The 13,179-nt window shown below is 62.0% G+C and carries 12 protein-coding genes; 7 read left to right on the forward strand and 5 right to left on the reverse strand.

Translation table 11 applies throughout. The annotated features are described in order from the left end of the window. Position 1: 1 nt before the first annotated feature. The 3 genes from IEV38_RS04535 to IEV38_RS04545 are packed head-to-tail and all read right to left on the reverse strand — an operon-like array spanning position 2 to position 3,766. On the reverse strand, positions 2-553 hold the full coding sequence (locus IEV38_RS04535) for a hypothetical protein (protein ID WP_188394991.1): 552 nt from the start codon (positions 551-553) through the stop codon (positions 2-4). Between the two features lie 17 nt (positions 554-570). After that, positions 571-1,293 (reverse strand): methyl-accepting chemotaxis protein, encoded by a 723-nt coding sequence (locus IEV38_RS15435; RefSeq protein WP_188394992.1) that lies wholly within the window; start codon positions 1,291-1,293, stop codon positions 571-573. A 58-nt stretch (positions 1,294-1,351) separates the two neighbouring features. Then, positions 1,352-3,766, reverse strand: coding sequence for an Hpt domain-containing protein (locus IEV38_RS04545; protein WP_188394993.1), 2,415 nt, complete (start codon positions 3,764-3,766; stop codon positions 1,352-1,354). 300 nt (positions 3,767-4,066) lie between these two features. Between IEV38_RS04545 and IEV38_RS04550 the strand changes: the two genes are divergently transcribed. The 4 genes from IEV38_RS04550 (at position 4,067) to IEV38_RS04565 (ending at position 9,085) form a co-directional block, all read left to right on the forward strand. After that, entirely contained in the window at positions 4,067-4,735 is a 669-nt protein-coding gene (locus IEV38_RS04550) for a tRNA-uridine aminocarboxypropyltransferase (protein ID WP_188394994.1), read from the forward strand. A gap of 94 nt (positions 4,736-4,829) precedes the next feature. Beyond that, positions 4,830-6,464, forward strand: coding sequence for a VRR-NUC domain-containing protein (locus tag IEV38_RS04555; protein WP_188394995.1), 1,635 nt, complete (start codon positions 4,830-4,832; stop codon positions 6,462-6,464). Then, the gene (locus IEV38_RS04560; protein ID WP_188394996.1) at positions 6,461-8,710 is read left to right on the forward strand and encodes a helicase C-terminal domain-containing protein; all 2,250 of its coding nucleotides are present in this window, start codon (positions 6,461-6,463) and stop codon (positions 8,708-8,710) included. The genes IEV38_RS04555 and IEV38_RS04560 overlap by 4 nt, the downstream gene beginning before the upstream one ends. A gap of 129 nt (positions 8,711-8,839) precedes the next feature. Then, on the forward strand, positions 8,840-9,085 hold the full coding sequence (locus IEV38_RS04565) for a hypothetical protein (protein ID WP_188394997.1): 246 nt from the start codon (positions 8,840-8,842) through the stop codon (positions 9,083-9,085). A 31-nt stretch (positions 9,086-9,116) separates the two neighbouring features. Here the strand turns inward: IEV38_RS04565 and IEV38_RS04570 are convergent, their stop codons facing one another. Beyond that, positions 9,117-9,674, reverse strand: a complete 558-nt coding sequence (locus IEV38_RS04570) for a flavin reductase family protein (protein WP_188395439.1) — start codon at positions 9,672-9,674, stop codon at positions 9,117-9,119. A 153-nt stretch (positions 9,675-9,827) separates the two neighbouring features. Between IEV38_RS04570 and IEV38_RS04575 the strand changes: the two genes are divergently transcribed. Both IEV38_RS04575 and IEV38_RS04580 read left to right on the forward strand, forming a co-directional pair. Continuing rightward, positions 9,828-10,418: a TetR/AcrR family transcriptional regulator gene (locus IEV38_RS04575; RefSeq protein WP_188394998.1), complete on the forward strand. Its 591-nt coding sequence runs from the start codon at positions 9,828-9,830 to the stop codon at positions 10,416-10,418. Positions 10,419-10,440: 22 nt separating this feature from the next. Next, the gene (locus tag IEV38_RS04580; protein ID WP_188394999.1) at positions 10,441-11,718 is read left to right on the forward strand and encodes an MFS transporter; all 1,278 of its coding nucleotides are present in this window, start codon (positions 10,441-10,443) and stop codon (positions 11,716-11,718) included. A 15-nt stretch (positions 11,719-11,733) separates the two neighbouring features. On the opposite strand, the gene smpB is transcribed toward IEV38_RS04580, so the two are convergent. Beyond that, on the reverse strand, positions 11,734-12,186 hold the full coding sequence (gene smpB / locus IEV38_RS04585; protein ID WP_188395000.1) for an SsrA-binding protein SmpB: 453 nt from the start codon (positions 12,184-12,186) through the stop codon (positions 11,734-11,736). Positions 12,187-12,309: 123 nt separating this feature from the next. Here smpB and IEV38_RS04590 point away from each other — a divergent pair, with 123 nt between their 5' ends. Then, positions 12,310-13,038 (forward strand): sulfite exporter TauE/SafE family protein, encoded by a 729-nt coding sequence (locus tag IEV38_RS04590; RefSeq protein WP_188395001.1) that lies wholly within the window; start codon positions 12,310-12,312, stop codon positions 13,036-13,038. Positions 13,039-13,179: the final 141 nt, after the last annotated feature.

Below are 13,179 nucleotides of genomic sequence, written 5' to 3' on the forward strand. Positions count from 1 at the left end.
ATTAAAACAGTTCCAGTTCGCCGGTGCTGCTGCCCGCCTCTTCCTCGGACACGCTGAAATCGATCTCCGCGTAATCCGATACGCACAGCGTGACGTGAAAGCGTGGTGCCTGGTCGATCCCGATCTCGAAGTGCTGGACATGCCCGCAATTGAGCATCTGCAGATATTCCGCGCAGCGGCGATCGATCACGTTCGGCGTGGACATGCCGATATGCGGGAAGAACCTGCCGAGATCGCGATTGAGAATGCCGCAGCACAGGTTGCCGCATTCCGCGATGGCGTCGAGAAAGGCCTGCTCGTCCATGTCGGTGCGGGCGACGTGATTGAGGCGCGCGAAATGCGCCTTGGTCTGCTCATCCGGCGTGAAGTAGAACATCACCATCAGGCGGAACAGATAGGACGAGACGGTCAGCACCACCATCCTGCTTTCGTGGATGTCGGTGGAATCGGGAAGTATCGAGATATCGCAGGCGTCGTCGGATGACACCATGCTGTTGCGCAGGGCCTGCATCAGCAGGAAATCGAAGCCTTCTTTGGCGGACTGAGTGATCATGAGGAGTCTTGCTAGTTTCAGGCAGCCAGGGCTTCCCGGGTTTTCTTGTTGATCAGGTCCAGCCCGATGACGGCGCCAACGATCATCTTGCCGCCGGCCTGCAGGTCCTGAAAGGTGGTGGTCGTGATCAGATCGTTCTGATAAAGACTGCTGCGATAGCTCTTGGAAAGCTTCTCCGCGCGCTGCGCAAGGTCGCGCACTTCCGCCGCCACCACGCCGAAGCCGCGTCCGTGTTGGCCGGCGCGCGCCGCCTCGATCGAGGCATTGAGCGCCACGATGATGACCTGATTGACGATCAGCGCGAACTCGTCGTTCTTGCGATGCATGTCGCGGTTGTGCGTGATCAGCACGTTCATGTCGTCGTGCCAGCGCTCGAAGGTGCGCATCAGCCCGAGCAGATTGGCAATGGTTTCCTGCGAGGCGTCGCAGCCTTCGAGCACACGCGCCATGCTTTCGGAGTTCTGCGCCTGCAACTGGGCCAGCATCGCGCCGTTTTCCTCGCGCATCTGCTCCAGAAGCTGCTCGGCATCGCGACGCTCCTCATCCAGTTTCTGCAGATGTTCGTCCAGTTCGCGCTGCTGCTCTTCCATCGCCAGATGCACATTGTGTTTCAGCGCTTCCACCTGCTCCACGTCGATCATGTGCGCAAGGCGCTGCTTCAGCCGACGGACTTTCCAAATCAGCGGCGCGCTGCCCAGCACCAGGCCGAGCGCAAAAAGGAGAATTGAATCCAGAGTCATGAAAATATGTTCCTGTGAAACGCGTTGGGTTGTGCTCGATTGACGACGTTCCGGTTGCTCAAGCCACGCGCGGATCGGTATCGGCCGACGGCAGCGCAGCACTGCCCTGCTCCTGGCCTGCGACCGGATACGGCACGTCGATGCCATCCACTTCGACCACCACGCGCTCCGGCAGTTTCACGATGACCTGGAACGCGCGGAAGTCGGCACCTTCGAGATCGTCGGTGAAGTGGATATCGATCTGGCCGTGTTCACGCGCCACGAAATCCAGCACCGCATCCATGCCTACGCCGCGTCCGGACACTTCCGTTACTTCGCTGCGGGTGGAAAAGCCGGGCTCCATGATCAGCCGTGCCGTCTGCGCATCGGTTGGCGTGGCGTCGGCGGCGATCAATTTCCTTTCCGTCGCGATCTGGCGAATACGCGCCAGTGCCAGGCCGCGTCCGTCGTCGCCGAGCGCCATGTGTGCCATGCCGTCCATCACGCCGAGTTCCAGCTTGATGGTGCCGACCGCCGGCTTGCCGCGGGCGATACGTTCACCCGCCGTTTCCAGCCCGTGGTCCATCGCATTGCGGATCAGGTGCATGAAGACATTCTTGAGCATCGGCGAGGCATGCGTATGCACGACGTAGCCGTTGTCCTCGATGACGAAGGCAGGCGCCGCCTTGCCCAGGTCCTCGGCCAGTGCCGGCAGCGATTCGGTGACGCTGGCAAGGGTTTCCGCAATCGGCTCGGTGCCGAGCAGGCGCAGCGTGCGGCGCACCGCATTGCGCACGGCCACCAGTTCGTGCAGGTTGGCGGTGTTGACGGTTTCCAGACGGTGCAGGCTTTCCTGGATGTGCTTGCGGTCGATCGTCAGCGTGTGGTGCGCATCGGCATCGGCCTGCTCGGCGTTCTGACGGCCCAGCGTTACTTCGCTGATGCGTGCATACCGATCGACGATCTCGCGCACTGCCGCAAGGTCGGCCAGCAGACGGCTCTGATCCCACACCGCACCGGTTTCCGGATGGCGCAGATCGTCGTAGTGCTGTTCGACGGCATGGACGACGTTGGCCAGATGCAGCAGGCCATAGGTGCGGCCGTTGCCCTTGATCGTATGCATGTTGCGGAACAGCTTGGCGATTGCGAAGGCGGTGGCTTCCGGATTCTGATGCACGATCTGTTCGTTTTCCGCGAGGAAGCGGCGCGAGGTCGCGATGAATTCCTGGAACTTGCCTGCGCTGATGGCAAGAATCTCGCCGATCATTTCCAGTTCGCGTTTCTGTTCGTTGGCTTCGGCCGTCAGCTTGCGCAATTCGGTGACGTCGCGCACGCACAGCATCAGGCGAATGACAATGCCTTCCTCGTCGGTGATCGGCGACCAGCTCAGGTCCAGAATCTTGACGCGGCCATCGGCCATCTTCTTCTCGACCTCGCCCACCATCAGGTGTTCGTTGAAGGTGAAGTTCATCACATCCTCGCCGATGCAGGCGCCGCCGATCGCCTCGATCTGGGACAGCGTGTCGGCACCGAGATTGGTGTCGGTAAACACCAGCTCCATCAGGTCGCGGCCGGCGATGTCCCGCGTTTCGAACACGGTTTCGAGGAAGGCCGAATACTCGGGATGAATCCGATTGCCGTCAACCACGGTCAGGATGCCCTGCGGGATGTTCTGCAGCATGGCCTGCATGTCGGCCGTCTTCTGCTTCAGTTGCGCCGACGCCTGCTGGATCTTCTCGATCATGCCGTTGAAGGCGACGATCGAATGGCCGACCTCGTCCATGTGCTGCACCGGCAGGCGACGCGTGAAATCCTGGCTGGCGGCGATCTCGCTCATCATGCCCTGCATGCGGCTGATGGGGCCGGTGATCTGGCGGTAAAGCAGGAAACCGATCAGTGTCAGCAGCGCCACTGCAGCGGCGGAGACGATCGCGATCGCCGTGCTGGTGGTCGCCAGATTGCTGTTCAGGGAGGCGACCGCGACATCCTTGCCGCGATTCTTCTCGACCCGCATGGTGTTGACGATGTCTTCCAGCTCACTCTGGTACTGGACGACGTTGCCGAAGAATGTAGCCTGCGCGATATCGTTCTTGCCGGCCAGCTTGAACTGCGCCACGTTGTCGATCGCGTCAAAGTAGTAGTCCAGGCTTTCCTTGGCCTGTTCCACCAGGCCGCGCTGCGCGGCGCCGTCGGCATGTTTCAACTGGAAGTCGAGCGCCTGCTCGAGCGCCGCCTTCTTGGCGCCGAGCCGCTCGTTCTGCTGCGGCACCAGCTTGTCGTCGGTCTCGCTGACCATGATCATCGCCGCCAGCTGCACATCCTTCAGTTGCCCGACCAGGTCGGAAGAAGCCAGTACGCTGGGCATCATGCCTTCCGTTACCGACCTGACCTCGACCGCGCTGCCGCGCGACTGGAAGACGGCATAGACGCCAATCGCGGAGATCGCGATGAACGTGAGAATGACGAGCAGGCTGATGCGCAAACGGATGGTCATGCTGTTCCCTCAAACCGATGTGCGGGTCCCGATCTCGACGAGATCGGCCGAACCGCGACTATCATTGATTGCGGGAAATTATTGCCTCCAAGTATGACTTCGCCATGACAGGAATATGACCAAAGGTGACATCGCATCGGCAGCGGCGATATCGACGGCGACGACCTGCACCGGGGATGAACGATAATGCGCGTTGTTCAGCTTCCCATGGAGAACCAGCTTGCCGTGCCCTGTGATTCCCTGCCGTCCCGCCGCATATCCGCTGCGGAACACGGCTGTCCTGCAGACGGCGATTCGCGCATGAACGTTGCCGATGGCGCAACACGCCGCGCGCACTGCGCACGCTGCCTGCGGCCGCAGCGCACCTGCATCTGCCGCTGGATCGTGCCGACCGACAACGGCACCGAGGTGCTGTTCCTGCAGCATCCGCTCGAGGTCGGTCACGCCAAGGGCAGCGCGCAGCTACTGCATCAGAGCCTGCGCCGCAGCACGCTGGCGGTCGGCGAACAGTTCGATGAAGCGGTTCTGCATGCGCTTCTTTACGCGCCCGTCCCCGACGCACCCGCCGGCTCCGTGGTGGTGCCCGCCCTGCTTTATCCGGCGGAACAAGATGCAGACGCCGTGCCGCCGGACCTCTCATCGCGCCCCAACCGGCTGGTCGTGCTCGACGGGACCTGGCGCAAGAGCCGCAAGATGCTGCATGTGAATCCCCGGTTGCGCCAATTGCCGCGCATTTCCCTCAACAACCTGCCACCCTCGCGCTACCGCATCCGCAAGGCGCATCGCGCGGACCAACTGTCATCCTATGAGGCGACCTGCCATGCGCTGGCGCAGCTCGAGCAGAATTCCGGCAGGTACGCACCGCTGCTGCAGGCGTTCGACGGCTTCGTGGCGCAGCAGGCATCCTATGGTCCCGCCACCGATGGAGCTGATGGAGAGATATCAACATTCCATTCGGACAAGCAGTGACGCGCTGCCGTTTCGACGGTAACATATGGATATCCATCCAGTAGTTTGAGGCGGATCGTCCGACCGCGACGCCGCCTTTTTTCGTCGCCCTGTCATGTCCGTCTCCTCCGAGCGCTTTTACTATCTGCACAATTTCCAGCAGGTGCTGGACTGGGTGGCGACGCGCTATGACGATCTGCTGGACGATGCGGAGCGCGCCTTCCTGCGGCAATTCCCGCAGTTGCCGCAAGCCTCCCGCGCCCTTCTGGTGCGGATGGTCATGCGCAAGGGCGAGGTCTTCCGCGCCGGTCGCCTTCGTTACGACGAAATCGGCTGTTCCGTCCAGGCCGCCGAACCGCTGATCGCGCAAGGCTGGTTGACGGCCGACCCGCTGCTCGACATCGACGAGCTGTTCTCCCTGTTGCGCAAGAACGAGCTGCTCGCCGCCTTCCGCGTATCCGACAACACCACGTCCAAGACTGCACTGCACGCCGAATTGTGCGAAGTCTTTACGGAACCGCGCACGCTCGCCGGCTGGCAGGTTGAGACCGACGAGGTCGTCTATCGTGTCGCGGTCGGCCCGCTGTGCGAGCGCCTGCGCCTGATGTTCTTCGGCAACCTGAGTCAAGACTGGTCGGAGTTCGTGCTGTCGGACCTCGGCATCTATCGCTACGAAACGGTAGCCTGCTCGCATGATTCGCGCGCCTTTCGCGCGCGGCAGGATATCGACGACTATCTGCATCTGCATGACTGCCGCCAGCGCATTGCCGAGGAAGACGACCCGCAGACAGTCCTGCAGGAGATTCCCGCCATCCCCTTCGAGAATGACTGGCTCGAAATGCGACGCAACAGGCTGCTGTTCCTGATCGGCCGCCAGCACGAACGCCGCATGCAATGGGAGCTGGCGCATGAGGCGTATGCGAACTGCGCCTATCCGGGTGCGCGCCTGCGGCGGCTGCGCGTGCTGGAGCGCGCCGGGCAATGCCAGCAGGCGCTGCCTTTGGCCGAGGCCGCCTTTGCACAGCCCGAAAGCGAAGCCGAACGACAAGCCCTGCTGCGCCTGCTGCCACGCCTGCGCCGCCGTTGCGGCCAAACCGTTGCCAGGCAGCGGCGCTTGCTGCCCGAGCGCATCGATCTGGTTCTGCCCTGTACGGCCCAGCCAATCGCGGTCGAATGCAGGGTGCGCGATCATTTCAGCACCGATGGCGGCACGGTCTGGTATGTCGAGAACACGCTGATCAATTCCCTGTTCGGCCTGCTGTGCTGGCCGGCGGTGTTCGCGCCGGTGCCGGGTGCCTTCTTCCACCCTTTTCATCACGGCCCGGCCGATCTGCACAGTCCGGACTTTCATCGACGCCGCACAGCGTTGTTCGACGCCTGTCTGGCACAGCTGGACGATGGCAGCTATCGACAGGCGATTCTGGCAACGTACGACAGCAAGTTCGGCATCCAGTCACCCTTCGTGTTCTGGAACAGCCTCGATGCCGCTCTGCTCGAGACGGCGCTGGCCTGCGTGCCGCCGGCGCATCTCAAGGTGCTGTTCGTGCGCCTGCTGGCGGATATCCAAGCCAACCGCTTCGGTTTTCCGGACCTGATCCAGTTCTGGCCACAGCAGGCACGCTATCGCATGCTCGAGGTCAAGGGCCCCGGCGACAGGCTGCAGGACAATCAGCTGCGCTGGATGGAATACTGCATGGCGCACGGGATCCCGGTCGCGGTATGCCATGTGCAATGGCAGGAGGCGGCATGAAACATATCGTAGCTGTGCGTGCACTGTGCGCCTTCACTGCGCGTGCCGGCGATCTCGATCTGCGCTTCACGCCGTCGCCCACGGCACTCGAAGGCATGACCGGACACGCCACGGTCGCGGCGCGCCGCCATCGCGATTACGAATCGGAAGTTACCTTGAGCGGCAGCCATGGCGGTCTGCAGGTGCGCGGCCGTGCCGACGGCTACGACCCGCGCCTGCGGCGTGTGGAGGAAGTCAAAACCTTTCGCGGCGATCTCGGCAAGGTGCCGGACAACCACCGCGCCCTGCACTGGGCGCAGGCCAAGATCTATGGCTGGCTGCTGTGCGAATCGCGACAGCTGGATGCGATCGAAGTGGCGCTCGTCTATTTCAATATCGGCAACCAGAAGGAAACCGTGCTGGTCGAATCGCACGACGCCGACTCGCTCAGGCACTTCTTCGAGGCGCAGTGCGAACGTTTTCTGGCATGGGCGCAACAGGAAGACGCGCATCGCGGCGCGCGCGACGATGCGCTGCTGGCATTGTCGTTTCCGCATCCCGCATTCAGGCCCGGTCAGCGCGAACTGGCTGCGGCGGTCTATCAATCCGCCGCCACGCAACGCCGCCTGCTGGCGCAGGCACCTACCGGCATCGGCAAGACAGTCGCCACCCTGTTCCCGCTTCTGAAGGCGATGCCAAGCCAGCAGTTGCACAAGCTGTTCTTCCTCACGGCAAAGACATCGGGACGCCAGCTCGCGCTCGAAGCCGCCTCGTTGATACAAAAGAGCCGACCCGCCATGCCCTTGCGCGTGCTGGAACTGGTGGCGCGCGACAAGGCCTGCGAACATCCGGACAAGGCTTGTCACGGCGAATCCTGTCCGCTGGCGCAAGGTTTTTACGACCGCCTGCCAGCCGCGCGCGAGGCCGCTGTCGGCGCAGCCATGCTGGACCGGCAGTCCCTGCGCGATATCGCGCTGGCGCATGCCGTCTGTCCCTATTACCTGAGCCAGGAACTGGCGCGCTGGGCCGACATCGTGATCGGCGACTACAACTATTATTTCGACGGCAGCGCCATGCTGTATGCGCTGACGATGGAGAACCAGTGGCGCGTCGGCCTGCTGATCGACGAAGCGCACAACATGGTGGAACGCGGGCGCGGCATGTATTCGGCGCAGCTGGACCAGACCGCGTTCCGCTTCGCACGATTGGCTGCACCGAAGAAAATCAAACGCGTGCTCGACCGCGTGCAGCGCGAGTGGAATGCGCTGCACGCGGAACAGGAAGAAGACTACGCCGTGCATGCGGCGATCGGCGAACGCTTCCTGTTCGCTCTGCAGCAGGCTGCCGCCGACATAAGCGACCTGATGGCCGAACAGCCGGATGCCGTCACCCCCGATCTGCAATCCTTCATGTTCGACGCATTGCATTTCGCGCGCCTTGCCGAATCCTTCGGCACACATTCGATGTTCGACATCACGAAAAAACAAGGTGCACGGACCGAATCGCTGCTGGCGCTGCGCAATATCATTCCGGCGCCGTTCCTGCGTCCGCGCTTCGACAGCGCGCATACCGCCACGCTGTTCTCGGCCACCTTGAGTCCCTGGCATTTCCACGCAGACACGCTCGGCCTGCCCGACGATACGGCATGGATCGACGTCGCCTCGCCGTTCGAGGCGTCGCAATTATCGGTGCACATCGCGCGCACGATCTCGACGCGGTTCCGGCATCGCGATCGTTCACTGCAGGCGATTGCCGACCTGATGGCGCGGCAGTATCGCGCCCGTCCGGGCAACTATCTGGCGTTCTTCAGCAGCTTCGATTATCTGGGCAAGGCGCTCTTGCTGTTCAATCAATGTCATCCCGACATCCCGACCTGGCAGCAATCGCGCGGCATGGAAGAATCGGCACGCACCGCATTTCTCGAGCGCTTTTGCCTGCACAGCCAGGGCATCGGTTTTGCCGTGCTCGGCGGCGCATTCGGCGAAGGCATCGATCTGCCGGGAGATAGACTGATCGGTGCCTTCATCGCCACGCTCGGCCTGCCGCAGATCAATGCCGTCAACGAGCAGATGCGCGAGCGCATGGAGCAGGTATTCGGGAACGGTTATTGCTACACCTACCTGTACCCGGGACTGCAGAAAGTGGTGCAGGCCGCGGGCCGCGTCATACGCACGCGCGAGGATCGCGGCGTCGTTCATTTGATCGATGACCGCTTTGCAAGTGCCGAGGTGCGCGCCCTGCTGCCCGCGTGGTGGTCGATCGATTAACGGTTTTTGCGCGCTATCGCATTTACGCAACGGCGCATGCAACAAACCTGAAAGTTCGCACTCCAATTTGTATTGCCGCAAGCAAACCACTTCTATAATGAATCCGGGCAATCAGACTGCGAGGCCATCATGACCGATCGAAAAATGTTCTCTGAAATGGACGCCGAAAGCCGGCTTTTTTATTCCAGGATCGTCAACGTCGCCCTCTTCAATTTGTATGCGGTAGAGAACAAACTGTTCGATTCGCTGATCTGCCAGTCCGACGATCCGCATGTCCTCGAACGTTGGGAAAAGGCCGAACCGCTGATTCTCGACACCCTGCAGAGCCGCGCCGAAGGCGATCCCAACGAAGACAGCATCTGGGGCGATTTCTAAGGCCTGACGATCGCAACATACCCCGCACGTCTTACAGCATGTGCGGGGCGAATCGGGCGCGGCGGTTGAGCGTTCTTTCAGTCGTCCGGAATATGCCGTCGCCGGTGTAATGCACGGTCTTCGGATATTTCGGCGTGGGTGCCGCCTGCGCGGCGATAACCTCGAAAATGAAGAAGTTATAGGCTGCCACCATCTTGCGGTCGTACAGACGGCATTCGAGATTCGCATGGCATTCCGCGATCAGCGGTGCCTTCACCTGCTGCGCCTCCGCCGCTGTCAGCCCGAAGCGCTCGAACTTGTCTGCCTCCGCGCCCGTGCAGCTCCCGATCCCCACCACCTGATCGATCATGTCCATGGTCGGGATATTGATCACGCACTCGCCGCTTCTGCGGATCATCTCGAAACTGTGATTGCCGGCGGCAATGATGCAGCCCACCAATGAAGGCGAAAATTCCATGACCGTATGCCAGCCCATGGTCATGATGTTGTTGCGTCCCTTCCAGCGCGACGAGACCAGCACGATCGGGCCGGGCTCCAGGTAGCGCCGTATCTGCTCGACGGGAAACGGTTTCTTGGTCGGCTTCTTCATCCTTGCACCTTGTCGAATGAGCGTGTCGGTAGGACTGCCGGACATCCGTGCAAGTTGCGCCATTTCGTCAACTTTATAGATGACAATTGACATCTATTGTATTCATGACGACTGTCATGTATATTAATTTCGTTAACAGCGAAGGAGACCGCCATGCCACGCGTATCAAGGGAACAGGCCGACCGTAACCGGGTCGCCATCGAAAAGGCATCCGCGCGCCTGTTTCGCGAAAAGGGATTCAATGGCGTCAGCGTGGCGGACCTGATGGGCGCCGCCGGCCTCACGCACGGCGGTTTCTATGGGCATTTTTCATCCAAGGACGAGCTGGCGGCCGTGGCCTGCACCAATGCCTTCACACAGGCAGCGGAACGCTGGACCACACGCGTCAGGAATCGGCCGCACGATACGTCCGCCCTGCATGCGATCCTCGATCCCTATCTGTCTCCACGCATGGTGAAGAACATGGGCGAAGGCTGCCCCGCCGCGAGCCTGAGCGTCGATGTCGCACGGGAACCGACAGACAAGCCGGTACGGGCTGCCTATCAGGACGGCACGGCTCGCCTGGTCGAACTGCTTGCCGCCCACTCGCCGGGAGATGATCCGGCCCAGCGCCGCAAGCAGGCGCTGGTGCAGTGGAGCACCATGGTCGGCGTCATGATGCTGGCGCGCGCCACGCAAGGCGATCCGATCTCCGAGGAACTGCTGGCGGCGGTGCGCGAGCACATGCTGGGCAACCAGGCCTGACTCTCTTTCATCTTTCCATCCCATGTTTTCCCAACCGTTCTCGGCATGGCTGCATCGCAGAGGCCTGCATTTCTCGTGGATGATCGTTGCGATCACCTTTCTGACCATGCTGACCTCTTCGGCCGCACTCGGGCTGCCGGGAGCGCTGCTGCAACCCCTGAGTCGTGAATTCGGCTGGAATACCGATCAGATATCGTCCGCGCTGGCGATCCGCTTCATGCTGTTCGGCCTGATCGGCCCGTTCGCGGCGATCTTCATGGAGCGCTTCGGGTTGCGCAAGGTGGTCTGCCTTGCGCTGGCCCTGATCGCGGCCTGCCTGATTCTCTCGACGCAGATGAGCCAACTCTGGCATCTGTTCGTGCTGTGGGGACTGGTGCTCGGCGTCGGTTCCGGCATGACGGCGCTGGTACTCGGCGCCGTGGTCGCCAACCGCTGGTTCGACAAGCGGCGTGGCCTGGTGATCGGCGTCCTGACCGCGAGTTCGGCCACCGGCCAGTTGATCTTCCTGCCGTTTGCCGCCTGGCTGATCGAACATTATGGCTGGCGCTTGGCGATGCTGCCGGTGTTCTTTGCCTGTGCGCTGGTCTGCGTGCTGGCTTTCCTGTTCATGCGCGATCGGCCGCATGACGTCGGCCTGGTCCCGTATGGCGGCGCACCGGATGCGCCAGCGCCGGCGCCTGCTACGGCCGCCAGCATGACGATGATGGAACCCTTGCGCGTTCTCGCCAGCGCCTCGCGCAACCGCGCATTCTGGATTCTGGCCGGCACCTTCTTCATCTGCGGTCTCAGCACCAGCGGCTTGATCCAGACCCATTTCATCTCGCTGTGCGGCGACTACGGCATGGCGGCAGTGCCGGCGGCCAGCGTGCTGGCGATGATGGGCGCCTTTGACTTCGTCGGCACCATCCTGTCGGGATGGCTGTCGGACCGCTACGACAACCGCAAGCTGCTGTTCTGGTACTACGGCTTGCGCGGCCTCTCGCTGTTCTGGCTGCCGCATTCCGAATTCACGCTGTACGGCTTGTCACTGTTCGCGATGTTCTACGGGCTGGACTGGATCGCCACCGTGCCGCCCACCGTGAAGCTGGCAGGTGCCACCTTCGGCAAGGAGCGCGCGGGCATGGTGTTCGGCTGGATTTTTGCTGCGCACCAGATCGGCTCGGCAGTGGCCGCCTACGGTGCCGGCCTGACGCGCACCTGGCTGCTCACCTACAACCCGGCGCTGTACGCGGCTGGTGGTGCGTGTCTGCTGGCGGCAGCGGTGATCTTCATGCTGCGCAAGCCGGCGCACGCGACGTGACGAACCGGCGCGGTATCAGCGCCGGTGGATCTTCATGATCTTCTGCTGTTCGCGCTGCCAATCGCGCTCGCGTTCGGCGTTGCGCTTGTCGTATTCGCGCTTGCCCTTGGCCAGTGCGATGTCGCATTTGACGCGGCCTTTCACCCAGTGCAGGTTCAGCGGCACCATGGTGAAGCCGGCCTGCCTGACCTTGCCGACCAGCTTGTCGATCTCGCGTGCGTGCAGCAGCAGCTTGCGCGTGCGGCGCGCTTCCGGATGCGAGAACGATGAGGTGCTGGTCAGGGCGCTCACATGCGCGCCGAACAGAAAGAGCTCGTCATTGCGTGCAACGACATAGGCTTCCTTCAACTGCACCCGCCCCTGGCGGATGGCCTTGACTTCCCAGCCCTGCAGCACGAGGCCTGCTTCGTAGCGGTCTTCGATGGCGTAGTCGTGCAGGGCTTTTCTGTTATCGACGATGGTTTTCATGTTTTCCCGTTCAATGGCGACAGTGTAGCGCCGGCAGAGGTTGCTGGACTGCGTTAAGATGGCTTTCTTCTCGTTCCTCACCGCTTTCGCGCTTTTCGTGGCTCCTGCCCTTCCTCCTCTTCCATGACCGGTTATCTGTTCGTCCTTGTGGTCGGGCTGGCGGCCGGCGTCGTCAGTGGCGTGGTCGGAACCGGCTCGTCCATCATGCTGTTGCCGGTGCTGGTCTATACCTTCGGCCCGATCGAAGCCGTGCCGATCATGGCAATCGCGGCGGTAATGGCGAACCTTGCGCGCGTCATGGCGTGGTGGAAGCTGATCGACTGGCGCGCCTTTGCCGCCTATTCCGCCACCGGCATTCCCGCCGCCGCACTCGGCGCGCGCACTTTGCTGGCCTTGCCCGACAACCTGATCAATACCTGCCTGGGCGGATTCTTCATCATCATGATTCCGGTACGCCACTGGCTCAGGGCGCACGATTTTCGGCTGCGGCTCTGGCAATTGTCGATTGCAGGCGCGATCATCGGTTATCTGACCGGCATCGTGCTGTCAACCGGACCGCTGAGCGTGCCTGCCTTCAGCGCCTACGGGCTAGTCAAGGGCGCCTTCATTTCGACGGAGGCGGCCAGTTCCCTGTTTCTTTACATCAGCAAACTGGCGATCTTTGGTCAGTCCGATGCGTTGCCGTTCGACATCGTTCTCAAGGGACTGCTGGTCGGCGCTTCGATCATGGCGGGCACCTTTGCCGGCAAGGTCGTCATGCTGCGTCTCAGCGAACGCGCCTTCCAGCACCTGCTCGACGCACTGCTGCTGTGCTCGGGCTTGTCGCTGCTGTGGGCCGCACTGGTGCGCTGAAACAACCATCCGACATTATTTCACGCCGTATCCGTCAGGCCTCGCGTACAATGGTCCGCATATCTGATTGCGGCAAACGGCCACGGCGTCACCGCCGATTCAGCCCAATGTCTTCTTTTCCTGCTCCTGTTCGGGAGCGGC

The organism is Oxalicibacterium flavum, assembly GCF_014635065.1.
GTDB classification, from domain to species: domain Bacteria; phylum Pseudomonadota; class Gammaproteobacteria; order Burkholderiales; family Burkholderiaceae_D; genus Oxalicibacterium; species Oxalicibacterium flavum.